The organism is Butyrivibrio sp. NC2002 (genome assembly GCF_000702265.1).
Classification (GTDB): domain Bacteria; phylum Bacillota; class Clostridia; order Lachnospirales; family Lachnospiraceae; genus Butyrivibrio.
In genome coordinates, this window is record NZ_JNKZ01000011.1 from 115,450 (window position 1) to 140,067 (window position 24,618).

The following is a 24,618-nucleotide window of genomic DNA, read 5'->3' on the forward strand; positions in this document are numbered from 1 at the left end:
TGTTATTACCACTCGAACTTTTCAGCAAAATACTTATCAAGATCGTCTATAGCGATTCTCTCCTGAGCCATTGAGTCACGGTCACGAACTGTTACCATTCCGTCTGTCTCAGATTCAAAGTCATAGGTTACGCAGAAAGGTGTTCCGATCTCATCCTGTCTGCGATAACGCTTACCAATGTTACCTCTGTCATCAAATTCGCAGTTGTATTTCTTGCAAAGCTTAGTATATATCTTCTCAGCGCCCTCGTTGAGCTTCTTTGAAAGAGGAAGCACACCGATCTTAACAGGTGCAAGTGCAGGATGTAAATGAAGTACTGTACGAACATCTCCTTCTGCGATCTCCTCCTCGTCGTAAGCGCCGCAAAGGAATGCAAGAACTACACGGTCTGCACCAAGTGAAGGCTCGATAACATAAGGAATGTATCTTTCGTTCTTGGTATCATCAAAATATGTAAGATCTTCCTTTGAAACTTCCTGATGTCTTGAAAGATCATAATTTGTTCTGTCAGCGATACCCCAAAGCTCGCCCCAACCGAAGGGGAACATGAACTCAATATCGCTTGTAGCCTTTGAATAAAATGAAAGCTCTTCCTTATCGTGGTCTCTTACTCTCATCTCATCTTCTTTCATGCCAAGAGTCTTAAGCCAGTCGATGCAATACTTTCTCCAGTACTCGAACCACTCAAGATCTGTATCGGGCTCGCAGAAGAACTCAAGCTCCATCTGCTCAAACTCTCTTGTTCTGAAAGTGAAGTTACCGGGTGTGATCTCATTTCTGAATGACTTACCGATCTGAGCAATTCCAAAAGGAATCTTCTTACGTGATGTACGCTGTACATTCTTGAAGTTTACGAAAATACCCTGTGCTGTCTCAGGTCTTAAATAAACGGTATTTTTAGCATCCTCCGTTACACCCTGGAATGTCTTGAACATAAGGTTGAACTGACGGATATCGGTAAAATTGTGTTTTCCGCAAGACGGGCAGGGAACGTTGTTATCATCAATGAATTTCTTCATCTGTTCCTGTGTCCATCCGTCTACAGAAGACTCAAGAGTAATATTATTTTCTGCAGCAAAATTCTCGATAAGCTGATCTGCTCTGAAACGCTCATGGCACTCCTTACAATCCATAAGAGGATCTGAGAAGCTTGAAAGGTGACCACTTGCTACCCATGTCTGAGGGTTCATAAGGATCGCACAGTCAACACCTACGTTGTAGGGGCTCTCCTGAACAAATTTCTGCCACCATGCCTTCTTTACGTTATTTTTAAGCTCGACACCGAGGTTACCGTAATCCCATGTATTGGCAAGACCGCCATATATCTCACTTCCGGGATATATAAATCCTCTGCCCTTTGCAAGGGCTATGATTTTTTCCATTGTTTTTTCATTTGCTTTCATAAACAAAACCTCTTTCCGAGCATACAGCTCAATCTTTATTTAGTCATCCAAATTTAACTATTTATTTGCTAAGTATGATATATACAAGGCTTTCCGCATCTGTACCTGACAGATCAGCCATGTTTGAACCGGTGATCCCGGCTCCCGAAGAAATATATTTTATCTTATAAGGACAGACAACTGTTGTCTTATTTGAAGTAATGATAACATGCTCATTCTCCAGGCTTGCAATTTCCTCCGCACCTGCAGGATTACCGTCTTTATCAACAAGGTCTGTCGCTATTGTCTGGCCACCGGCTTTTGCCTCTGAAACCGTCTGATAGATTAATGTCTCTGAATTAAAATGCGCATAGCTTGATGCATCTTTAAATAAGAGCTTCATCTTCACAGTAGAATTTTTCTGATCAAGAGAAGCAACGCTTACACTGCCCTCACCATTTATAGAGTTGAAGGATACTACTTCTTCCTCAGTCATTTCATTAAGACCGTCAATGTCATAATAGTCCTTGTCAAACTCATCGATTATTATGCTTTCAACACTTCCGTCCTTCTTTATTGCCACTGAAGAAGTGTCAAGTTTTGAGGTGGCACCCGATCCGCATCCGCACGCGAAAATAAGTGCAAAACAAACGGTTCCGATTTTTATTTCATTTTTAATGTTCATCATTTAGAAACTGCCCTCATTCTTCAAATTATGTCCCACCAAGGCACATACATAAGAGATTATATACTTAAGTTTTTTCTTTTTCAATAAATTTAAGAAAGGCCACCTTCAACCATATCTATCATATCAAGGCTGTTCAGGTTCCTGTCTATAAATCGTTTCCTGTAGACTTCACATATATGTGTAAGTTCCGTAAGTACTTCATCAGATACCTTAAAGGTGTATAATTTCTCAGTTCCGGTGCTCCATATATAGTTTAAAGTGTAACCGGTAGATTCCAGATAATTCCTGTCATTTGGAATACCGGGATATTCTCCGAAGATCATAAGTGCTTTTATCTCAAAAATGCATCTTATCAGTCTGTTGTCGATATTGCCTTTTTCTATGGCGCGAAGCGATATATACAAAAGGTTCAATATGTCTTTTTCATCATTGTTTTCTCTGGTGTAGTAATCTGCTATTTCCATCAAAAACATTCCATACATGGATGCGTTGAAATCTTTTCTGAATACCTCAAAATAATTAGTGATATTCGCCTCCTGGATATTGTATGAAGTTCTTCCCTCATAGAGTTTAAAACACCCAAAACAAAAGGGCTCCACAACTCCGGACAACTGATTGCCCGGACGTCTTGCCCCTTTTGCAAAAGCTGTTATCTTGCCCCTTTCAGATGTAAGTATGGTAACAAGATAATCGTACTCACCTACTGGAAGTCTTTTAATTATTATTCCGTTTACTAAGGCAAAATTAGTCATTGTATTCCATCACTTAGAATTCTTATATCCAAAATTTTTCATTTGAAGCGCGTCATTTCTCCAGTCTTTTCTGACTTTGACAAAAAGCTGGAGATTTACCCTGCAATCAAGTAATTTCTCGATATCTTTTCTGGCATCGGTACCAATCTTTTTAAGCATTGAACCGCCTTTTCCGATAACTATGCCTTTATGTGAATCTCTTTCGCAGATAATGGAAGCTTCGATATCCATGATATTGTCTTCTTCCCTGCCATCAGCAGCATCTACAGGGCCGCCTTTAAGTCCTGCAAGCATCGCCTCAAGATCAGGTGCGCCGCTTACATTTGCGCTTTGCGAATTTTCTGCAATCTTACTCTTTTTTGGAGGATGCACATGCTTTTTCTTTTTGGCAGGAGCTTTGGTGATAGTCCTTGTCCTCATGGTTTCGACAGTCACAGCGATTCCGTGCGGCACCTCATCAGATAAAAGCCTAAGTGCCTTTTCTCTTATTATTTCACTTACTATCTGTCTCTCTGACTGGTCCGTAAGTGTGTCTTCATCGTAGAAAGGATCGCCGTACGGAAGTCTGTTAAATATCTCTTCCATAAGAAGCTCAAGTCCATCGTCCTTAAGAGCTGAAACCGTAACTATTCCGGCATAATCCATCTCTTTTTTGTAAGCAGCCTTGAATTTTTCAAGTTCTTGCTTATCAGCAGTATCTGTCTTATTTATAACAAGGATAACCTGCTTTGCGCTCTCTCTTAGCTGCTCGATTATCATTTTTTCACCCTCTCCTATATAATCAGAGGGTTCGACAAGCCACATCACAAGGTCTACATCCTGAAGAGTTCCCACGGCTACCTTGACCATGTATTCACCAAGTTTGTTTTTATATTCGTGGATCCCGGGGGTATCAAGAAATACTATCTGTCCCCTTTCATCCGTGTAAACCGTCTGGATCCTTCCTCTGGTAGTCTGAGGTTTATGCGATGTAATTGCAATCTTCTGACCGATGAGATGATTCATAAGCGTGGATTTACCTACATTCGGTCTTCCGATAAGAGTTACATAACCACATTTAAAGTTGTTACCATCAAGCTTTTCCTGCATAAATAAGTTGCTCCACTTTTCCAAACATATCTTTATTTTGTTCCAGCTTGTTGCCTTCTCCGACAACGCACAAGCAGTCATCCTCCATAAAGGCATCTATATAATCTGCAAGACTTCTGATCTTTTCTATATCTGTAGAAAGAAGATCATCTCTGTCCTTTTGGATCTGTTCCATATCCGCATGGCACATATATGCTGTAAGACCGTATGATCCCTTTATAGAAGGTGTCTTTGGTGTATCAAGGTCACTCACTGCGCCAATCACAAACTGTGTGATAGTTCTTTCATCAGCATCAAATTCTCTAATATATTTTGAAGCCTCTTTAAATACATCGATACTTCTCTTTAAGTGAGGGTCTCTGTATGTTACAAAATAAGAATCACCATTCTTCGCAAATCCGCTCATGCAGCCGTAGGCTCCGCCAAGGACTCTTATGTTTTTCCAAAGATAGTCATAACCAAGCATTACTTTTAGAACGCGAAGCGCACCATCATACTTAAGTCCCTTGGATACAAAATTACCTGCAAGACATACATACTGAACCTGACCTGCTGTCTGGAATCCTTCATTTTCCTTTTTGCAGACAATATTAAAGCTTTCCTTTTCAACTTCATCAGTATACAGGCCATCCGCAAATGAGGCTGCCAGCTTCTCAAACTCAGGATATTCCTTCTCGGAAGCTGTATAGTCGATCAGAAGATTTTCCGGTCTGAAGATGATCCTGCACAGCTGCTTCATCATATCTATGTACATATCTGCGCTTTTTTCATCTTCTGCAAACTTCTCTCTTACTTCCTCAAGAAGTCTGTATCCGCCGATTCCCGATACCATATCGGAGATTTTTGCAGTCTTTGAAACATAAGACATAGCGCGGAGTGCTGCGCTGTGATGTCCTGCTCCGGCAAGCTCAGAGCGAGCCCTTGAGCAGTTCTCCTCCAGTATTTCAAGGAATCTCTTCTTATCATCAAAAATCGTTCCGGTAATTATTTCTTTTACAAGTTCAAATCCCTTATCAAGCTGTGAATAAAGAGATTTCATGCTCACTTCAAAGGTTGTTGCAAACTTGCTGACATCCTTTGAATCGGTATATGTACTGATGGATCCGTTAATTCCGCCCGTCTGAAGATTTATCTCGTTATACAGATCGGTGTAGGTGTAATTATTCGTATCCATAAGTCCCAGAATAAGCTTCATCATAGGTACATACGGAAGAAGTCTGTCCGGAACATTCTTCATATCAAACACGAAGTTCACATAGCTTATACCGTTTGTGAAAACATCGTGGAAAAGAATCTTCTGTTTTCCGGCTAATCTCTCTTCGTTTATGAATTTATCAGCTTCCTTCCTGATATCTTCTCTTGTAAGAAGCGGGATCTTGGCAAGGTCTTCGGGTGCATCAGGCTCTTCCTGATAAGCCTTAAGTTCAGCTGTTTCCTTAACGATTGCCTTTATCTCTTCATCAGATAAAGATGCCTTATATGCTGCAAGCTTATCTGTAAGCTTTTTATCTTCTTCCTCAGAAAGTCCCTTCTTTGGTGTTACTACAACCAGAGAACTGTGAGTATTATTAAGGAGGTATTTTTCTATTAATCCTTCAAAATATCCTGTGTCAATTTCCTTCTTTAATCCTGCATAGGTCTCATTTGCCTCGATATTGATCCAAGGCTTTTTGTCGTCATAAAGCCAGCTATCAAAAACCTGAAGTCCATATAACAGTCCCTTTGGAAATCTGCCAAAATCAGCCTCTCTATACTTAAACTCATCGGAATTGATGCCTGCAAGAAGCGCTTTTTTGTCTATTCCATCTCGTACCTGCTCCTTGAGTACATCCTCAATGGTTTTTACAAACTCGTCTCTCTGCTCGGGATTTGCATTCTTTGCAATAATTGAAAAAACAGGCTGCTTTATTCCGTTGTCATAATCGCTGAATACTTCGCTTCCTATTCTCTTGTCGATAAGTGCCTTCTTAACGGGTGCTCCGGGAGCTGAAAACAGCGCATAATCAAGCACATCGAATGCAACATAAAACTTGGGATCAAGGCTGGATCCCACAGCGTAGTTAAGTGAAAGATATGTGTTATCCTTCTCAGAATCCTCATCCATTATAGGATAGTTGTCTGTTATAACCTTTCTCTCATCAAAAGCCTTCTGCGACTCGATCTCAGATTTAACCTCCAAAGCATCGAATTTGGAAAGATATTTTTCATCGATATATGTAAGCTTTTCCGCCATATCCATATTGCCATAGAGATAGATATAGCTGTTTGAAGGATGATAATATTTTCTGTGAAAATCAAGATAATCCTCGTATGTAAGCTCAGGGATCACTTTGGGGTCACCGCCGGATTCTATTCCGTAGGTTGTATCGGGGAAAAGAGAGTTTCTTATCTTTCTTGCAACAACTTCATCAGCAGAAGAAAAAGCTCCCTTCATTTCGTTGTATACGACACCGTTTATCTTAAGTTCATCATCCTCATTTTCCAGTTCATAGTGCCAGCCTTCCTGCTCGAAGATTTTGCGGGTCTTATAAATATTTGGATAGAAAACCGCATCAAGATATACATGCATGAGGTTCTGGAAATCCGCATCATTGCAACTTGCAACAGGATAAACGGTCTTATCCGGATACGTCATTGCATTTAAAAAAGTATTAAGTGAACCCTTGACCAGTTCAACAAAAGGATCCTTTATAGGGAACTCCTTTGATCCGCAAAGGACAGTATGCTCGATGATATGCGCAACTCCGGTTGAATCCTTGGGCGGAGTTCTGAATCCTATGTAAAATACCTTGTTGTCATCATCATTTGAAAGAAGAGCAAGGCGAGCTCCTGTCTTTTTATGGCGAACAATATAGCTCTCGGAATTGAGATCCTCTATTCTTCTTTTTTCTATAACTTCATATGCACTAAGTTCTTCAATTCTCATTATTAATTCTCTCTTTATTAAGATCAGATATCAAAATCATCTCCCTGCTCTATCTCTATATCAAAGTCATCCTTTGTATGAGGAGCTTGTGAGTCTTCTGCTGCATCAGCAATATCCTTTTGTGTATCTGACTCGTTATTATCGTTTTTATTTCCAACAGACAAAATTCCTATATCATCCATCTGTTGTCTGTTCATATTAAAGTGAGGCACAATATCCTCTTCATCTTCTTCACCTACAGGAAGGACCATTCCCTCAGGCACATATCTGGGTGCCTCATTTTTCTTTGGCTGCAAGGGAGCATCTTCACGCACTTCCTTCACATCGTCCGGAATTTCCTGTGTTTCCGGGATCTCATGCAGGACTTCTTCCACGTCTTCTTTCGAAGTCTCTTCCTGCACTTCTTCCAAGTCTTCTTCTACTGTCTCTTCTTCCGAAGTCTCATCATAATACTCTTCCGTCTCCTCTTCCGGAGTTTCATCATAATGCTCTTCCACATCTTCTTCCGCAGCTTCATCTACTGCAGATTCCTGCTCCTTCTGCGCGGTTTCAGGCATTATGATCTCGCTTATCTGAGAATTTCTCTCAGGATCATCGAATGCCTCAGGGCTCTCATAAGCTTCAGCATCCTCATCCTCCATGCCACTTCGTTCATCAAATGTAACGCAGGAAAGTCCGCAGCCTGCAAGGATACTAAGAAGTACAACAACCATCACCTCTGTGTTAAACATCGTCTTTTCGGAAAGCTTACCAAAAAGAAGGAGCAGCATACTCATAAACACAAAAGGAACTGCCTTTGTCGGGCGCTTTTTTCCCTTGCCTCTGAAAAATCCAAATACAAAGAATGATCCGATATACAAAAGAACTGCACATAAAATAAGGCTGTCAAAACGGCTATTCGTCAAAGTATCAAATGCACTGTTTTCGCTTTTTACAAGATAAGCATTCGCGTACTCTGCAAGTGGAGAACCAAGCACTCCACTTCCTCTTGTATAGACAAATACACCTATAAAAGAACTAGCTGTGGAAATAACAAAGATTACAGCATTTACAATACGTGATAAGATTCCGGGTTCCTTACTGTCTATAACAATCCCTGCTACAAGAAGTGAAATAAGCACTATCATACCGGGCTCAAGATATACGCATAATCCAAGTAAAAGCCCCATTATGATGTCAAATAACTTAAAGAATATCCCACCTGCAAATGATGTCCCGCAAGCCTTTGCATATAATACAAGAAGCATAAAATAGAGCGAGAAAATAAAATACAGCAGATTGTCCGCTGATAATTCTGCAAACGACAGTCCCACAACGGGTATTGATGATATCAGCACTGCAATAATAAGTGCGCCAAAAATGCCTATACCCTGTCTTAAAGCGATATACAAAAATAAAATAGATAAAACTCCAAATATCAGCTGAAGGACAACAGCGGCATTTATCGTATTGCCCGTAAACTGCATAAAAATATGGAGTATACCAACATAAAAAGATTCCGGAAATCCAGGGAATGTGCCTTCTTTTGCTGCCTCCGTGATGGTAGCTCTGTCATAGAGACTAAGGTCTCCGCTCACACTTATCCCTGTTGCCAAGGCGGAATAGATAACTATAGCCATAGTCATAACAAGAATAGGAATAAGCACCTCCACTACCGGGTGGAAGCTGCCTTTCATTACAAAAGGTACCTTTTCCCTCAAAAAATCCGAAATCTTTTTTAGTACAAAATAAATAGCTCCGGCAACCAGTATTGTCAGAGTAATGATCGCTCTGACAGGGTTACCGAATGTAGGAACAAGTCCTGAGTAGAAACACGTATATACTATTGCTCCCAACATCAGGATTAAAAATAATACCCAGACACAAATCCCCATCCATGTCTTTTTCAGTTTCATCTCAAGACTCCCCCTAAGTTTTTATTCTACTGAGCTGTCATCCCAGTTGTGATATACTGCCTGAACATCATCATCCTCATCAAGAATGTCAAGTATTCTCTGGATGAACTTAACGTTGTCGCCTGTAACCTCTACATAGTTCTGAGGGATCATTGTGATCTCAGCCTGAGCTGTAGCGATCTTCTCTTTTTCAAGAGCTTCAACAACACCCTGGAATGCATCGGGAGTTGTAAGGATTTCGAAGCTGTCCTCTTCCTCGTTAAAATCATCAGCACCTGCATCAAGTACAAGCATCATAAGGTCATCAGCGCCCATCTCGCACTCTTCTTTGTCGATGATGATCTGACCCTTTCTGTCGAACATATAAGATACGCATCCCTGAGTACCGATGTTTCCGTTACCCTTAGAAAATGCAGCTCTTACATTAGCAGCTGTACGGTTAGCATTATCTGTAAGTGTATCAACGATAATAGCTGTACCGCCGGGGCCGTATCCTTCGTATGTAAGGTTCTGGTAATCTACGCTTCCGTCAGCTCCTGCAGCCTTCTTGATACCTCTCTCGATAGTATCGTTAGGCATGTTGTTAGCCTTTGCCTTTGCTATAACCTGTGCAAGCTTGAAGTTATTTGCAGGATCGGGGCCGCCTTCCTTAACTGCAACTGCTATCTCACGACCGATAACTGTGAAGATTTTTCCCTTAGCAGCGTCGTTCTTCTCCTTTTTATGTTTAATGTTTGCAAATTTTGAATGTCCTGACATTGCTTCCTCCTAAATTTTTAAAAATTAGTTTTCTTTATTTTCCTGATCGTCTCCGGTTTCCTCCGGCTCATCTTTTTTAAGCCTCTTAACCAGTACGCTTTGGATCATATGATTTTTTACAGAGAGTATTTTAAATGAATATCCATCTATCTCTGCAGTGAAGTCCTCGCCTTCATTCGGTATCCTGTCAAGCTTTGATATCAAAAGTCCGTTGACAGTTTCGAACTCCACATTTTCAAAGGAAAGACCGAATTTTTCCTCCAAGTCTTCAAGAGGTGTTTTTCCCTCGATTATAAACTCATCTTCATTGGATGTCGGCGCGATATAAGCTTCTTCTTCGTCATATTCATCCATGATATTTCCGACGATTTCCTCGATTATGTCCTCCATAGAGACAAGTCCCGCAGTCTGTCCGTACTCATCAATTACAATAACCATCTGAGTCTTTGACTTCTGCATCTCATGGAAAAGAGTATCGATATTTCTGGTCTCGTTGACATTCTTAGGAGCTCTAAGAAGACCCCTGGTCTTTCTCAAAGGCGTGTCATCATCTATATGCTCATAGAGCTTTTTCATGGCATCCCTTATGTGAAGGATTCCGATGATGTGATCTATGTTATCGAGAAAAACAGGAAATCTTGAGTTGTTTTTCTCAAGCATAAAATCGACAGCTTCCTGAAGTGTCATATTTCCGTCGATACACACCATGGCATTTCTGTTAGTCATAATATCCTGAGCCTGCTTATCCGAAAACTCAAAGATATTACTTATCATATCAGCCTCTGAGTCCTGAAGTACGCCCTGTTCCTGACCTTCTGAAACCATGGACTTTATCTCTTCCTCGGTTACATCATTGTCATCAGCATCCCAGTGAAATCCGAAGATTCTTAAAATCCCCCTGGCACTGACTCTTATCAGACCTGTAAAGGGACTTAGAATGCCTATAACAGCATTGATCAGACCAACACATGCAAATGCCCAATTCTCCGGATATCTTGCGCCAAGTTTCCTTGGGATCAAAACTCCGAACGTAAGGATCACATACATAAGAACAAGCACCGCAACTACATAAGATACCATCGTTCCAACAGCCACGATTGGTATTTTTACCCCAAGCAGTGCAAATGCCGCTCTTTTGAACAATCCGATATATGTAACACCAAAAATCATATTGAGAAACAGTGTGAGAAGCTGAATTGTATTGATGTATTTTCCGGGGTGTTCAAGCATCTCAGATAGAACTTCAATATTTTTAACTGTTTTTCCGAGAATCTTGGCAGAAGGTCCTTCTTCTCCTTCCCTGCCCGGCTTCTCCTTCTCAATGTCTTCAGGTTTTAAGTTCTCAATAGCAGCCCCAAATCCGTAAAACAGCATATCTGCAAGGATCATCAGGATGAAAATTGCAAAAAATGCCGTGGCATTAGGCCCCGCGTCGTCCATTTATTTACGTCTCCTTTTCTTTAGAAATATGCAAAATGAGTCAAACTAAAATATATCATTTCATAAAGAACCAGTCAAGAAAACCACCTACTGTAAAAGGGCCGCACAAGAATGTGCAGCCCCGCATTTTAATAACTATTGATCAAAACTCTTTTTTATCTGAGCATACTGGATATTTATTTCCCTTAGTGCATCTGTATCGCCGTCCATATTATCGGGATGATACAGTTTTACAAGTGACTTGTATTTTCTGTTTGCAGATTCAAGTGAATTGCACCCTGCAAAAAAATTAAATGAAGAAGGATTCCTGTCGTTTGCATTAGTAAAAGGTCTTCCTTTTCTTCCATAGCGGGCATCCTCTTTATCATGCTCGTCATACTCATCATCATACTCGTCTTCGTATCCATCATCATTTTCATAATATGAATCTTCTATATAGTCGCGCTCATCATATCCGATCTCATCATAATACTCATCATCTTCCGGATATTCCTGCTCATTTTCATAATACATATCTTCGTCATCATAGAATTCCTCTGCGGGATTCCTGCGGTTTCTGTATTCAAAAGAATCCTCTTCAAGCTCTCTTGTTCGCGTCCTTATTAGCTTATTGTATCTTTTTTCATTTATCTTTCGCCCTGCTTCGGGGAATAAAATGGTGAATCTGTCTGTTATTTTTTCATGAGGTGCTTTTCCAAGGACCAGAGCCGATAACACATATAATATAAGATCTCCGATAAGTCCATATAAAATGAATCTTCCTGCAGTTGCAGCTGTACCCGCAGCAAGGAGTATCCCCGAAATCGGGACTGCGAGGATCACCATAAAGAACAGCAAAATAAAATAAAGAAGCGTTCCGTTATAGGAGGACATCAGTCCAAGATATGAAAAGAGAACCTTTTTCATAGCATCCCAAACAGGAACGTAATTGATCTTAAAAGGAAAATCCTGAGGAATAACATCGCCGCCCGATGCTATCTGAAGAATAAGAACTATAAAAAAGCAGGCAAAAACTGCACCTGCAACAGGAGCGACAACAAGTAGCAGACGAAAGATGCGAAAGAGTTGTCTTAAGAAAAATGCAATCATCTCAAAGACACTCTTTACTATCCATATGATAAATTTTGTAGCAAGTTCAAATATATTGGAAATCATGCTAATTATTTTATCACATTATCGCCCAAACAATAATTATATTTATAAACTTGCCACATCTTGAGTGGTCATGCACCCGCTCGAGATATGGCAAGTTTTAGTTATATTTTCAATTACTGCGTGATCATCTTTCCTTTACTGAAATAGAGCCTTGGAACTCTGTGATTTAAGTCGCAGGTAAACTCATAGTTAAACCTTCCACTCAGATCACCAAGTTCTTCTATGGTAATCTTAGCCTTATGATTTTCGTCATATTCACCCTTGAATTCGCCAAGAAGAATAACCTCGTCTCCCTCTTTTGCATTGGTGATGTGGCTTATATCAACCATGAACTGATCCATGCACACTCTTCCAAGAATCTCGGCTTTTTGTCCATGAATAAGAACAAATCCTCTTCCGCCCGATAAGCTTCTGGGATATCCGTCTCCATATCCCACAGGAATTGTGGCAATTCTCATCTTCTTGTCCGAAACAAAAGTTCCTCCATAGCTTACAGGAGTATTTTCCGGAATATCTTTAATATAGGAAATATGACTGTAAATTGACATTGCAGGTTTTATCCTGATCTTATCCCTGCTTACCTCATCGGAAGGCCACATTCCGTACATTGTAACGCCGCATCTTACCATGTCCATATGTGTATCCGGCATATCTATTATGCTTGCGCTGTTTGCACAATGCTTTATGGGGAAGGTAAAATTATTATCCTTCTCCAATTTATTTACAAATGCTTCAAAGCTCCTGTAGCACTCATGAGCATTGGTAAGGTCAGCTTCATCAGCTCTTGCAAAGTGAGTAAATATACCCTCTACTTCTATTCCTTCTGTCATAAGAGCTTGCTTTACCAGATTTTCTCCGTCAGAACCCGGTCTTATACCTATTCTGCTCATCCCACAGTCAACTGCGATATGCACATGAAAATTCTTATCTCCGCCCTGAGCCCTGTATCTAAGTACCCTCTCAGATAATTGGGAAAGCATATCATACCTGAATACGGAAGGTCTTATGTCTTCTCTGAGCATCCTGTCATAAGCGTACGGAAAAGTATAGCCAAGAACAAGAATAGGATTCTTGATTCCGGCATCCCTAAGTTCAAAGGCTTCTTCAGCTGTAGCTGTAGCAAATCCCCAGATATATTTTTCATTCTGAAGCATTTTAGCTATGGGAACAGCGCCAAATCCGTAGCCGTCGGTCTTTACCACGGCAAGCATCTTTGTGCCTTCCGGAAGTGCCTTATGCATATTTTCAACATTATCATGGATCGCATCAAGATCTATCTTTGCGTATACTCGTGAGTATTCTTCAAGCATTTTCTAATTCCTTTTTATTCTGATCTAAGTTCAAAAGCATCCGGAAGAGCTTTTGTTATATCTCTCGCTGTCATTGAACGCTTCCCCAGTTTTTTTGCCGCTGCATCTCCTGCATAGGAATGAATGAAAACAGCACAAGAAAGTGCATAAGTTAAATCTTCAAAACCTGCGGTAACAAAAGCGCCCACAACTCCGGAAAGCACATCACCACTGCCGGCAGTTGCCATTCCGTCATTTCCGAAAACATTTATATAATAATTTAAGCCATCTGTAATAATTGTTCTGGCGTCCTTACATATAATACTCGCATGAAAAAGTTTTGCAAGTCTGCCGGGAAGTGTGAGTATATCCTTTTTGCACTCAGAAATCCTAAGTCCGCATAGCCTTGAAAACTCGCCAAGATGCGGCGTCATTATCTTTTGGTATTTGTAATTAATTGCAAGATTTTTAATTTCTTCATCTTCTGCAATGATATTTAGTGCATCAGCATCAAGAACAAGCGGCAGATTAGCATTTGATAGTACAAAAGAAAGAATTTCTTTTGCTTCATCACTCGTACTAAGCCCGGGACCGCAAATTATAGCATCCGCCCATTCAATCGCCTTCCTAAGGGCATTAAAAGTCTTCTCTTTATATGATTTATCTTTTAGAAGATTATCTGCATCATACAGATCATACATCGCCTCAGGAAGCATGGTCTGGACCGCATGGAGATTTTCCTTTTCGGTAAAAGCTCTTACCATTCCCGCTCCGCTTCTAAGGCAGCTCTCCATCGCCATAATAAGAGCTCCGCTACTGTTTCTGTTTCCGGCAATCACCAGAACTTTCCCAAATGTACCCTTGTTTCCGGATCCTTTTCTTTTAGGTAGTGCCTTAGCTATATCACCATTTTCCGGACAGATATATTTAAATTTTGGAAGCTCATCCCCAAAACCGTCCCTCGTAATGCCAACAGGCTCGACATCAGTATTTCCGGCATATTCGCAGCCCGGATAGAGAATAAGTCCCATTTTCATAAATCCGAAGGTTATGGTCTTATCTGCTTTTACGCATATCTTGCATATACTTCCGTCATCCGCATTTATCCCCGTGGGAATATCTGCTGCAAGAACGAAAGCTTTCTTTTCTTCTCTGATATCATTTATCACCTTGCAGGCTCTCTCATATTCACCTTCAAGGTCTCTTTTGCATCCGATCCCAAGAATGGCATCTACTATGATGTCCGCATCTCTTAGGTCGTCTTTCTTAACATCTTCAAAATCTATTATTGTGACACCGTATTTTTGTGCAGATAAAAGCTGCTTATTGCAGGCGCTGCTCCTTGCTTCTCCATCAATAAGCCTGTGGCCTGTTAAAATAGCAGTCACATCAAAGCCATTCTGATAAAGAAGTCTTGCAAGAGCAATGCCGTCTCCGCCGTTATTACCCTTACCTGCAAAAACATAGATTTTGTCTCTTCGCGATGCCTTTTTACTTATAAAAGCGCATAATGAAAGCGCTGCACGTTCCATGAGAACCATCTGTGAAATGCCAAATTCCGTTATCGTGGCCTCATCGCATCTCTTCATTTCTGCAGCGCTTACAGCATATCTTATGATGTTATTATTTGTCTGTGTATTTTTCATCTTCAACTATTATCCCATTTTCAGACTTCATTCCGGGTGTTCTGATGGGATGTCTTCTCTCGGGATCGTATTTTAAGTCAAACAGATCAATGACCTCCGGCCCGAAAATATCATGCATATAGGAATATACATTGAAATTCTCTATTTCTTTTTCCTGCATGCGGATAATGTTCTTTTTAAGCTGCACCCTGACCTTGGATATCCAGTCATCTATGGCATTTATCTCTGTGGTATTATCGTGCATTATCTTATAGAACACATTCATGGTCTCGATCATGAGATCATAATCAACCTTATAGATTTCTCTTGGGAGCCCAAGCATCTCATCTTCGCACTCTTCAATTTTCTCGTTGCACTCGTTTATAAGCCTTTTGTGATCGTCTATCTCAGCTTCTATTTTTTTCCGTTCCTTGGGAGTCTTTGCCGAGTCATCCCTTAGTACCACTATTTCGGTAAGAAGTTTTTTCTTAAGGCGTTTGATATCCTTGATCTTGTCTCTGTTTTTTTCCTGCTTATCCACAAGTTCATTAAGCTCAGCCTCAAGACTTTCAATCTCATCAGTCTTGGGACTTAGCACAAACAGCTGCTGCCATTTTTCATCCTGGGAAAGAATAGGAATATCCTTTCCCACAAGTGCCTCGGAATACTTACTCTCATTAGTTGCCATAAGCCTCTCTCCCGGATCATATCCGCCATACAGATTGCTTATTTTTTCTTGTGAAGCTTCTCGTATCTGTCCACATTATATGAAAGTTTCATAAGTGAATCTGACAAATGTACATTTTCAACCTGAACATTTTCCGGAACATCAAGATCGACATGTGCAAAATTCCAGATAGCTTTGATTCCGCATTTTACCAGCTTGTCCGCCATCAAAACAGCCTGATCTTTTGGTATAGTCAAAACAGCTATCTCTATCTTGTTGTCCCTTACGAACTGTTCGATCTCCTCTACCGGTCTGATCTCCATGTCGCGGATCTTCTTGCCGTGAAGCTCCTTGTTCAGATCAAAAGCCCCTTTAAAAATAAAGCCCCTGTTAAAGAAATTATTGTAGCCTGATAGTGCCTGCCCCAAATGTCCTGCTCCGACAATTATGAGAGTGTGCTCTCTTCCCATTCCGAGAATCTTGCCGATTTCCTCATACAAATATTCCACATTATAACCATACCCCTGCTGCCCAAAGCCGCCGAAGTTGTTAAAATCCTGCCTTATTTGCGATGCAGTTACCTTCATGATATCGCTCAGTTCCTGAGATGAGATCCTCTCGATCCCCTGCTCTTTTAGCTCTCCCAGGTATCTGAAGTATCGCGGTAATCTGCTTATGACCGCCTGAGATATTTCCTTTTCTGCCATAATTCCTCCAGTAATGTCTATTTTGATCTCCGTGATCTAATCGCTCAGAGCGGAGTATTGATTACTACATAACCAGCAATTTGTCAGTTAGTTTTCATCAAGTTAATACATTTTGTTAATAATTTATTATACTATCTGTTAAAAATTAGTCAATTAAATAGAAATAAACTTATTTCCAATTATTATTGAGTTTTTTCCCGCAAATTAAGGCAAAAGAGCGAACAAAAATAAATATTTTATTTAAACTTTAATCACATCTTTATACTTTATTTACTTGTTTGGGTTACAATATGATTATCAGTAGTTTTATTTTATGAGGTAGTATTATGTCTATGTCTATTGGTGGCGTAAATGCATACAGCATGTATCAGGTAAGGCCTATGAACTATGCTCTATCCAATCAGGCTCCTGTGTCAGACGTGTATGATGAGCATAAACAGGTCGATAACATTTCAACTGTCGCTCCTGTGGTGTACCCCAATGCCCAGGAAGTAAAAGTAGGTGAAGTTGCAAGTACCGACGGAAAAGATGAAAGCATGAAGGTTAACCAGCAGATCAATCAGCAGTTCAACCAGATTGCCTCCAAGTTCGGTACAGATACGATCGGCTATGGAAGAGATATGGCTGCACAGACCTACGGTCAGCTCGGCTCCTCCTTCGATGCTTTCGCCTAGAATCTTAAATCCATTACAATTAATAGTTAAGGGCTGTGAAAAAATGATCTCATTTTTTCACAGCCCCTTTTTAAGGCTATATTCTATTATCCATCTTCCTATTTGATGAAAACGTCCATACATGATAATCTATTAAATGCACAAAAACTCCCATAAGAGCAGGTATCGGAAGTGGCAGATATATGATGATCACGATAGCTTCCGCGGAGTTTTCAGGCAGTTTTCATTAACACAGAGTTTTAACGGAGATACATCATGATTTTATCCTGTCATAATTTATGTAAGTCCTTTGACGGAAATGACATATTAAAAGAAATATCTTTTCATATAGAAGATAATGAAAAAGTGGCGATAGTCGGTATAAACGGTGCCGGCAAGACCACTCTTCTTCGCATGCTTATAGGAGAACTGACACCGGATGATGGTACTGTTACCTTCTCCAAGGGCGCAACCTTCGGCTATCTTGCGCAAAATCAGAACATCGACAGCGCACACAGCATATACGAAGAGCTTCGCGAAATGAAGCGCGACGTAATAGATCTTGAAAAAAACATCCGTCAGGCTGAAAAAGACATGGACACTCTTACAGGTTCTGAGCTTGAAGCCCTCATGGAAAAATATGCCCAGATGAACCACGAATTTCAGTTAAAAAACGGTTATGCCTGGGAGAGCGAAGTCATAGGCGTTGCAAAGGGTCTTGGTTTTTCAGAAGAGGAATTCGATAAAAGAATATCCACCCTCTCCGGCGGTCAAAAAACAAGAGTTGCTCTAGGTAAGCTCCTTCTTCAGTCACCTGACCTGATCATTTTGGATGAGCCCACAAACCACCTTGATATGAATTCGATCAAGTGGCTTGAGAGTTACCTTATGAACTACAAGGGTGCTGTACTTATCGTATCCCACGACAGATATTTCCTCGACCGCATAGCTCAGAAAGTCATAGAAATCGATAATAAAGGCGCAGATATTTACACCGGTAACTACACCGCCTATGCAAAAAAGAGGGAACAGATAAGAGCTGCCAAGCTAAAGGCATATCTAAATCAGCAGGCTGAGATAAAGCATCAGGAAGAAGTAATAGATAAACTAAAGCAGTTCAACAGAGGAAAGAGCATCAAGCGTGCTGAGAGCCGCGAAAAAATGCTTGATAAGATTGAGCGCCTTGAAAAGCCTACGGAAATACGTGACGACATGAGGATCACTCTCACACCATCCTGCGTAAGCGGAATGGACGTAATGCACGTCGACAGGATCGCCAAATCTTTTGGCAATGAGCACCTGTTTAAAAACATATCCTTCGATATAAAAAGAGGCGAACATGTAGCAATAATCGGTGATAACGGAACCGGTAAGACAACCATGCTCAAGATCATCAACAACATGGAAACTCTTGACGAGGGCGAGATAACTCTCGGAGTCAAGGTTCACATCGGCTACTATGATCAGGAGCATCAGGTACTCCATAACGAAAAGACTTTGTTTGAAGAGTTATCCGATGCCTACCCGTCAATGAACAACACAGAGATACGCAACACTCTCGCTGCTTTTCTTTTTACGGGTGATGATGTATTTAAGAGGATCGGTGATCTCTCAGGCGGTGAAAAGGGACGTGTTTCCCTTGCAAAGCTCATGCTCTCGGATGCCAATTTCCTGATCCTTGATGAGCCTACAAACCACCTTGATATAACAAGTAAAGAAATCCTCGAGGATGCCATAAACAACTACGAAGGAACAGTTCTGTATGTAAGTCATGACCGTTACTTCATAAATAAAACAGCTTCAAGGATTCTGGATCTCACCCACGGAAGCATCATTAACTATATCGGAAACTACGATTACTACGAGGAACACTGCGAAGAACAAACTTCAAGAATAGCTTCAGTTGCAGATCCTTCCTATGGAAAATCCACTGTGATGAGCACAGATCTCTCCACAGGTGAAACAAAAACAAGATCTACATCAGAGCCAAAGTCTCCTGCTTCTTCTCAGGGACAGGCCGACTGGAAAGCACAAAAAGAAGAAGCCGCAAGAAGGCGAAAGCAGGAAGCAGCTCTAAAAAAATGCGAAGAAGAAATCGCAAAGCTTGAAGAGAGAAACGAGAAGATCAATGAGGAATTATCTGACCCTGCTGTTGCGACAGACCTTGCAAAGGTTAGAAAGCTCTCAGACGAGCTCTCAGAAAACGAAAGCCGCCTTTCCAATCTGTATGATGAGTGGGCTGAGCTTTCAGAATAAGATCCGATTCAAAAATATTAACAATTTAGAAAACTCCTAAACGATATTTTTATTATCTTTTAACTATTAAGATCAGCTACACCGCCGCTTGGTATGTAGAAAATATCAGCTGCTATGACGTTATTCGGTTAACTTTATCCGTAAATACAAAGAAAACCGCGTTACCAAGATATCAAATCATCAGTAACGCGGCTTTCTATAAAAAAATTTTATTAGCTTTCTTATTCACTCAAAAGATTTCTTACAGACTGCCTCTCTACAACTCTTATTGGAAGTCTGTCATCAAGGACCATATCCTTTTCGCCATTAATTATCCTGAACAGATACTCAGATGCCTTCTCTGCTTTCCAGTCGTAGTCCTGAGCAATTGTTGTCATCTTGGGAGTCATGAACTCGCAGTCAGGCAGATTATCGAATCCTATTATCGAGACGTCATAGGGAACTCTTATTCCGCACTGCTTAAGCCCCTCTGATACACCAAAGGCAACTACATCCGACATAGTCGCAACAGCTGTGATACCCCTGTTTGAAAAAGCGATATCCTGTCCGATCTCCATGGCGTTTTTATAGGTCGTATCTGTAAAGAACAGATTCTCTTCGCCAAATGAAATGCCGCTTTCTTTACAAGCATCACAAAATCCGTTATATCTTTCTCTTATAACACCCTCTGCATTTACCGAAGGAGCTACAAGGGCTATGTTTGTATGTCCTTTTCCGATCAGATATCTTGCAGACAGATACCCTCCACGATAATCCTCGATTCCCACATTTACGATATTGTCATTTGGCGCATACGTATCGAGAAATACCATAGGAACGTCTATGCTCTCTTTTATCTCTCTTACCTCATCCATGAAAACACCGAGGAAAAAGGCTCCATCCACGTTCCAGGATGACAGCAAAGGCACTATGTCTTTGGGATCTCCCACGCATCTTAACATCAAATAGTAATCGTGATTGCGTACATATTTTTCAAGCGACGCGATTATATGTGCATTATAAGGATTAGTAAAAAAGTCCTCATCCCTTCCAAGATATGGAATCGCAAGTCCTATTATTTTACTTTCTTTTTTTGCAAGGGACCTTGCTACCGCATTGGGCTTATAGTCCGCATCTTTTATTATTTTTTCTACGCGTCGTCTTGTTTCTTCCGATACTTTATTGAAATTGCCGTTGATAACATTAGACACCGTAGCTGTACTCACACCGGCACGTGCGGCAATAGTTTTTAAATTCATCTTCTCCTCCGCTTTGTCAGTTATATTAACCGATTAACCTAGTTTTAACTATACAGAACAAAAAGGTTCTGTGTCAAGAAAAAAAGAATCCTCATGCCGCCATGAGGATTCTGTCTTCTTATATATCTCAGACTTCCTGTATTTGAAAAAGCCTCGCAAATTACATATTATCATATGTTCTGCGGATAGCCTTGATGAAGTCTTCTGAGTTAAGCTTCTTTGCATCCTTGTTACTCGTAATAAGCACAAGATCGCCTGTCATCTCGCCATTTTCAATAGTTGAAAGAGTAGCCTTCTCCATCTTATCAGCCCATTCGATAAGGCCGTTTATTCCATCAAGCTCTCCTCTTTTTCTCATAGCACCTGTCCATGCAAAAATGGTTGCTACAGGGTTGGTTGAAGTCTCCTCTCCCTTAAGGTACTTGTAGTAATGACGCTGAACTGTTCCGTGAGCTGCCTCATACTCGTAGATTCCATCAGGAGAAACAAGAACTGATGTCATCATGGCAAGTGAGCCGCAGGCACTTGAAACCATATCGCTCATAACATCACCGTCGTAGTTCTTGCATGCCCAGATAAATCCGCCCTTGGACTTCATTACGCGGGCAACAGCATCATCGATAAGAGTGTAGAAATATTCTATGCCCATATCGTCAAACTTACTTTTATACTCGCTCTCAAAAGTTGTATCGAATATCTCTCTGAATCTTGCATCATAGGTTTTGCTGATAGTATCTTTTGTTGCAAACCACAGATCCTGCTTTGTCGAAAGCGCATATTCGAAGCATGCCTTTGCAAAGCTCTTTATAGAAGCATCCTTATTGTGAATACCCTGGATGATCCCGGGGCCGTCAAACTCCTGAATTGTCTGAGTGATCTTGGTGCCGTCTGCTCCTGTAAATACAAGCTCTGCTTTACCTGCTCCGGGTACTGCTATCTCAACATTTTTGTATACATCACCGTAAGCGTGACGAGCAAGTGTTATAGGCTTCTCCCAAGTCTTAACATTGGGCTCTATTCCTTTTACAAGGATAGGTGCACGAAAAACAGTGCCATCAAGCATCGCTCTGATCGTTCCGTTAGGGCTCTTCCACATCTGCTTAAGATCGTATTCCTCAACTCTTGCAGCATTGGGAGTAATTGTTGCACACTTTACAGCTACTCCGTACTTTTTTGTGGCATTAGCACTGTCTACAGTTACCTGATCATCCGTCTCATCTCTGTGCTTAAGGCCAAGGTCATAGTATTCGCTCTTAAGATCGATATAAGGGCAAATAAGTTCATCCTTGATCATCTTCCAGAGAATTCTGGTCATTTCATCTCCATCCATTTCCACAATAGGCGTGGTCATCTGTACTTTAGACATATCCTCGTCTCCTTTAGTTATTTTTAAACATATCAAGCAAGCCATTCTTTACCATATTATCATAAGCACTGATCATATGCCTATTGGCAATTTCTTCGGCTTTATCGGGTGCCTTTTCCCTTATTGCCTCCATGATCATTCTGTGCTCATTATTGGAAGCCTTGCTTCTTTTCCCAACAAGTGTTTTCTGTCTGATCCTCCAGACATACTGATGATAATCCTTTAAAAGGTGCTCAAGCATCTTGGAATTACATGATTCGTATAAAATGTTATGAAACCTGTTGTCAAGCTCTGCTATCTGCTCAAAATGTCCCTTCTGCTCATGAAAATCTGCCAGATAAACTATCTCTTCAAGTTCTTCAAGCTGTTCATCCGTTATATTCTCACATGCCCATCTGGCACACAGACCTTCAAGCTTAGACCTTATCATATAAATATCATGAACATCTTTGGCACTTATTCCAACTACCGATGCTCCCTTATTTGGAATTATCTTAACAAGCCCCTCAAGCTCAAGCTGACGCAGTGCTTCCCTGACAGGAGTTCTGCTGACACCCAGTTCTTCTCCTATGGCAACTTCCTTAAGCTCTTCGTTATCGGAATATTTTCCGTTTAAGATATCTTCTCTTATCCTGTGAAAAACTCTGCCTCGCAGGGAGTATTTATCAGTTACTTCCTGCTGCAAATCTTTATTTCCCATTATCTGTTATATCCTCACAATCGTCCCTTAAATGAATAATCCAAGGCTATATCAAAGGTTTTCGATTTTCCCATCCATCACTTTGATTCCGATAAGCTTCGAAACCTCATCTATCTTAGCGACAAGCTCCTCATCGTACATAACTGTGACACGTCCTCCGGCATACTCTTCATCAACCCACTCTTTTAAGAGAGTTACAAGCTTTGAATCCTTTCCGAGTGCTGCATCGTCTTTTAAGTGATAGTGAACATTTATCCAATGCGCGATACCCGCAAGTCCCGAAGTATTTGAAACTGCGCTTACCGGTGGCCTTCCGAGGAATTTATCCGTATCAAAAATGTTGTAGATCTCCTCGTTCTTAAGAAGCCCGTCCGCATGGATACCGGCTCTTGTGACGTTAAAGTTTTTGCCGACAAAAGGAGTCTGAGGCGGAATGTGATAGCCAAGTTCCTTCTCGTAGTAGCGGGCAAGATCAGTTATAACCATCGTATTCATTCCGTTAAGAGTGCCCTTAAGCTGTGCGTATTCAAATACCATAGCTTCCAGAGGGGTGTTACCTGTTCTCTCACCGATTCCAAAAAGTGAAGTATTAACCGAAGCACATCCATAGATCCATGCTGTAGTTGAATTGGTAACTGCCTTATAAAAATCGTTGTGTCCATGCCATTCAATAAGCTCACTTGGAACACCACCATTAGTATTAAGCGCATAGATGATACCCTGTACGCTTCTGGGAATAACAGCACCTGAATAGTTGACACCATATCCCATAGTATCGCAGGCTCTTACCTTGATCGGGATTTTGTACTCATCCATTAGCTTCATAAGTTCTACGCAGAACGGAACTACAAATCCGTATATATCAGCTCTTGTTATATCTTCAAGATGGCATCTGGGACTGATTCCTTCCTCCAGACAGTCTCTGATAACACTAAGATAATGCTCAAGAGCCTGTCTTCTTGTCATCTTGAGCTTAAGGAAAATATGATAATCGGAGCAGCTCACAAGAATTCCCGTCTCCTTCATGCCGATTTCTTTAACAAGCTTAAAGTCCTCTTTACTTGCGCGGATCCAGCTGGTAACCTCAGGGAACTTATAGCCTCTTTCCATACACTTATATACAGCATCCCTGTCCTTTTTACTATATAAAAAGAACTCACTCTGTCTGATCATTCCGTTAGGTCCGCCAAGTTCATGTAGCATATCATATATTTTTACAATCTGCTCTGTTGTATACGGAGCTCTTGATTGCTGACCATCCCTGAATGTAGTATCGGTGATCCATATATCTTTAGGCATATTGTGGGGAACGATCCTGTCATTAAAGGGAACCTTCGGAACTTCGTCATACGGAAACATATTCCTGAAAACGTTTGGTTTTTCGACATCATCGAGAATATACATATGTTCTTCAATCTGAAGGAGATTGTTGTGTTCATTCATTGTTACCGGTCTGTTTTGAAACGTATTATCCTGCATCGAAAAACCTCTTTCTGCGCACCTTTGCGCCTTGATATTATTTCTGTAAACTGATGTAAGAGAAAAACTGTCTTTTCTTACAAATTGTCAACGCTTTGTATGATTGTATACAATAATGCAAGACATGTCAACACTTTACCGCGATAACGCGATAAAAAGTGGTACCCGGGGACGGGGTTTGTGGACCATTTGTCACAAAATGGTCCACAAACCCCGTCCCAATGCCATTTAGATAAGGATTTCCCGTCCCAATCCTATAGTTACAATTAAATATATTACTGAAATCAGAGGTGAAATACCCTCTGATTTTTTTGCATTTTTCTGCGAAAAATGCCTGACAAGTCAGCCAAAAAATGTTGCCGCGCCTTGATTATAAGACATTTTACGGAGGTGCTGACATGTCATTTACTGTTGCTGAAATACGCAAAAATCTTTTCTCTGTCTTTTCATCCTTGTTGGAGCGAAGGGATGAGTTTCTGACCAATCCGGCTTCTGATTTTACCAGGAAAAAGAAAATCTCTTTTGAACAAACCATGTTGTTCCCTATGATTG

Annotated in this window: 19 protein-coding genes; 2 read left to right on the top strand and 17 right to left on the bottom strand. The window is 40.8% G+C overall.

The genetic code is table 11. From position 1 onward, the window contains the following. Window positions 1–5: 5 nt before the first annotated feature. From T543_RS07095 to T543_RS07155, 13 genes are all read right to left on the bottom strand, one after another. On the bottom strand, window positions 6–1,403 hold the full coding sequence (locus tag T543_RS07095) for a glycine--tRNA ligase (protein ID WP_035767191.1): 1,398 nt from the start codon (window positions 1,401–1,403) through the stop codon (window positions 6–8). Between the two features lie 61 nt (window positions 1,404–1,464). Continuing rightward, a complete protein-coding gene (locus T543_RS07100) occupies window positions 1,465–2,070 on the bottom strand; it encodes a hypothetical protein (RefSeq protein WP_035767193.1) in 606 nt (201 codons plus the stop codon). 89 nt (window positions 2,071–2,159) lie between these two features. Beyond that, on the bottom strand, window positions 2,160–2,822 hold the full coding sequence (recO, locus tag T543_RS07105) for a DNA repair protein RecO (RefSeq protein ID WP_035767194.1): 663 nt from the start codon (window positions 2,820–2,822) through the stop codon (window positions 2,160–2,162). Between the two features lie 9 nt (window positions 2,823–2,831). Next, window positions 2,832–3,911 (bottom strand): GTPase Era, encoded by a 1,080-nt coding sequence (era, locus tag T543_RS16230; RefSeq protein ID WP_035767195.1) that lies wholly within the window; start codon window positions 3,909–3,911, stop codon window positions 2,832–2,834. After that, a complete protein-coding gene (locus T543_RS07115; RefSeq protein ID WP_035767196.1) occupies window positions 3,895–6,837 on the bottom strand; it encodes an insulinase family protein in 2,943 nt (980 codons plus the stop codon). Before T543_RS07115 ends, era begins: the two co-directional genes overlap by 17 nt. A 23-nt stretch (window positions 6,838–6,860) precedes the next feature. Continuing rightward, on the bottom strand, window positions 6,861–8,732 hold the full coding sequence (locus T543_RS15190; protein WP_051638611.1) for a glycosyltransferase family protein: 1,872 nt from the start codon (window positions 8,730–8,732) through the stop codon (window positions 6,861–6,863). Window positions 8,733–8,753: 21 nt separating this feature from the next. Continuing rightward, on the bottom strand, window positions 8,754–9,491 hold the full coding sequence (locus tag T543_RS07125) for a YebC/PmpR family DNA-binding transcriptional regulator (RefSeq protein ID WP_035767197.1): 738 nt from the start codon (window positions 9,489–9,491) through the stop codon (window positions 8,754–8,756). A gap of 24 nt (window positions 9,492–9,515) precedes the next feature. Further along, the gene (locus tag T543_RS07130) at window positions 9,516–10,931 is read right to left on the bottom strand and encodes a hemolysin family protein (protein WP_035767198.1); all 1,416 of its coding nucleotides are present in this window, start codon (window positions 10,929–10,931) and stop codon (window positions 9,516–9,518) included. A 135-nt stretch (window positions 10,932–11,066) separates the two neighbouring features. Beyond that, on the bottom strand, window positions 11,067–12,020 hold the full coding sequence (locus T543_RS07135) for a hypothetical protein (RefSeq protein WP_155843198.1): 954 nt from the start codon (window positions 12,018–12,020) through the stop codon (window positions 11,067–11,069). 179 nt (window positions 12,021–12,199) lie between these two features. Then, window positions 12,200–13,396, bottom strand: a complete 1,197-nt coding sequence (gene alr, locus T543_RS07140; RefSeq protein ID WP_035767202.1) for an alanine racemase — start codon at window positions 13,394–13,396, stop codon at window positions 12,200–12,202. A gap of 14 nt (window positions 13,397–13,410) precedes the next feature. Continuing rightward, the gene (locus T543_RS07145) at window positions 13,411–15,021 is read right to left on the bottom strand and encodes a bifunctional ADP-dependent NAD(P)H-hydrate dehydratase/NAD(P)H-hydrate epimerase (protein ID WP_035767203.1); all 1,611 of its coding nucleotides are present in this window, start codon (window positions 15,019–15,021) and stop codon (window positions 13,411–13,413) included. Beyond that, entirely contained in the window at window positions 14,999–15,688 is a 690-nt protein-coding gene (locus T543_RS07150; RefSeq protein WP_051638612.1) for a coiled-coil domain-containing protein, read from the bottom strand. The genes T543_RS07145 and T543_RS07150 overlap by 23 nt, the downstream gene beginning before the upstream one ends. A 38-nt stretch (window positions 15,689–15,726) precedes the next feature. Beyond that, window positions 15,727–16,374: a redox-sensing transcriptional repressor Rex gene (locus T543_RS07155; RefSeq protein WP_035767204.1), complete on the bottom strand. Its 648-nt coding sequence runs from the start codon at window positions 16,372–16,374 to the stop codon at window positions 15,727–15,729. 326 nt (window positions 16,375–16,700) lie between these two features. On the opposite strand from T543_RS07155, the gene T543_RS07160 reads away from it, so the two are divergent. Together T543_RS07160 and T543_RS07165 are read left to right on the top strand one after the other, a co-directional pair. Next, window positions 16,701–17,048, top strand: a complete 348-nt coding sequence (locus tag T543_RS07160) for a hypothetical protein (RefSeq protein ID WP_035767206.1) — start codon at window positions 16,701–16,703, stop codon at window positions 17,046–17,048. A gap of 255 nt (window positions 17,049–17,303) precedes the next feature. Continuing rightward, entirely contained in the window at window positions 17,304–19,283 is a 1,980-nt protein-coding gene (locus T543_RS07165; RefSeq protein WP_035767207.1) for an ABC-F family ATP-binding cassette domain-containing protein, read from the top strand. Window positions 19,284–19,504: 221 nt separating this feature from the next. Here the strand turns inward: T543_RS07165 and T543_RS07170 are convergent, their stop codons facing one another. The 4 genes from T543_RS07170 to T543_RS07185 form a co-directional block, all read right to left on the bottom strand. After that, window positions 19,505–20,521: a LacI family DNA-binding transcriptional regulator gene (locus T543_RS07170; RefSeq protein ID WP_035767209.1), complete on the bottom strand. Its 1,017-nt coding sequence runs from the start codon at window positions 20,519–20,521 to the stop codon at window positions 19,505–19,507. Between the two features lie 160 nt (window positions 20,522–20,681). Continuing rightward, on the bottom strand, window positions 20,682–21,887 hold the full coding sequence (locus T543_RS07175) for an NADP-dependent isocitrate dehydrogenase (protein WP_035767211.1): 1,206 nt from the start codon (window positions 21,885–21,887) through the stop codon (window positions 20,682–20,684). Window positions 21,888–21,900: 13 nt separating this feature from the next. Continuing rightward, window positions 21,901–22,587 (bottom strand): GntR family transcriptional regulator, encoded by a 687-nt coding sequence (locus T543_RS07180; protein ID WP_035767212.1) that lies wholly within the window; start codon window positions 22,585–22,587, stop codon window positions 21,901–21,903. 51 nt (window positions 22,588–22,638) lie between these two features. Then, window positions 22,639–24,066, bottom strand: coding sequence for a 2-isopropylmalate synthase (locus tag T543_RS07185; RefSeq protein ID WP_035767213.1), 1,428 nt, complete (start codon window positions 24,064–24,066; stop codon window positions 22,639–22,641). Window positions 24,067–24,618: the final 552 nt, after the last annotated feature.

Bases quoted from the DNA above. Each gene is read 5' to 3' on its own strand.
- T543_RS07135 (WP_155843198.1), bottom strand. From the start codon at position 12,020: ATGATTGCATTTTTCTTAAGACAACTCTTTCGCATCTTTCGTCTGCTA.
- T543_RS07155 (WP_035767204.1), bottom strand. From the start codon at position 16,374: ATGGCAGAAAAGGAAATATCTCAGGCGGTCATAAGCAGATTACCGCGA.
- T543_RS07130 (WP_035767198.1), bottom strand. From the start codon at position 10,931: ATGGACGACGCGGGGCCTAATGCCACGGCATTTTTTGCAATTTTCATC.
- T543_RS07175 (WP_035767211.1), bottom strand. From the start codon at position 21,887: ATGTCTAAAGTACAGATGACCACGCCTATTGTGGAAATGGATGGAGAT.
- T543_RS15190 (WP_051638611.1), bottom strand. From the start codon at position 8,732: ATGAAACTGAAAAAGACATGGATGGGGATTTGTGTCTGGGTATTATTT.
- T543_RS07185 (WP_035767213.1), bottom strand. From the start codon at position 24,066: ATGCAGGATAATACGTTTCAAAACAGACCGGTAACAATGAATGAACAC.
- T543_RS07095 (WP_035767191.1), bottom strand. From the start codon at position 1,403: ATGAAAGCAAATGAAAAAACAATGGAAAAAATCATAGCCCTTGCAAAG.
- T543_RS07100 (WP_035767193.1), bottom strand. From the start codon at position 2,070: ATGATGAACATTAAAAATGAAATAAAAATCGGAACCGTTTGTTTTGCA.
- T543_RS07160 (WP_035767206.1), top strand. From the start codon at position 16,701: ATGTCTATGTCTATTGGTGGCGTAAATGCATACAGCATGTATCAGGTA.
- era (WP_035767195.1), bottom strand. From the start codon at position 3,911: ATGCAGGAAAAGCTTGATGGTAACAACTTTAAATGTGGTTATGTAACT.
- recO (WP_035767194.1), bottom strand. From the start codon at position 2,822: ATGACTAATTTTGCCTTAGTAAACGGAATAATAATTAAAAGACTTCCA.
- T543_RS07145 (WP_035767203.1), bottom strand. From the start codon at position 15,021: ATGAAAAATACACAGACAAATAATAACATCATAAGATATGCTGTAAGC.
- alr (WP_035767202.1), bottom strand. From the start codon at position 13,396: ATGCTTGAAGAATACTCACGAGTATACGCAAAGATAGATCTTGATGCG.
- T543_RS07165 (WP_035767207.1), top strand. From the start codon at position 17,304: ATGATTTTATCCTGTCATAATTTATGTAAGTCCTTTGACGGAAATGAC.
- T543_RS07115 (WP_035767196.1), bottom strand. From the start codon at position 6,837: ATGAGAATTGAAGAACTTAGTGCATATGAAGTTATAGAAAAAAGAAGA.
- T543_RS07180 (WP_035767212.1), bottom strand. From the start codon at position 22,587: ATGGGAAATAAAGATTTGCAGCAGGAAGTAACTGATAAATACTCCCTG.
- T543_RS07170 (WP_035767209.1), bottom strand. From the start codon at position 20,521: ATGAATTTAAAAACTATTGCCGCACGTGCCGGTGTGAGTACAGCTACG.
- T543_RS07125 (WP_035767197.1), bottom strand. From the start codon at position 9,491: ATGTCAGGACATTCAAAATTTGCAAACATTAAACATAAAAAGGAGAAG.
- T543_RS07150 (WP_051638612.1), bottom strand. From the start codon at position 15,688: ATGGCAACTAATGAGAGTAAGTATTCCGAGGCACTTGTGGGAAAGGAT.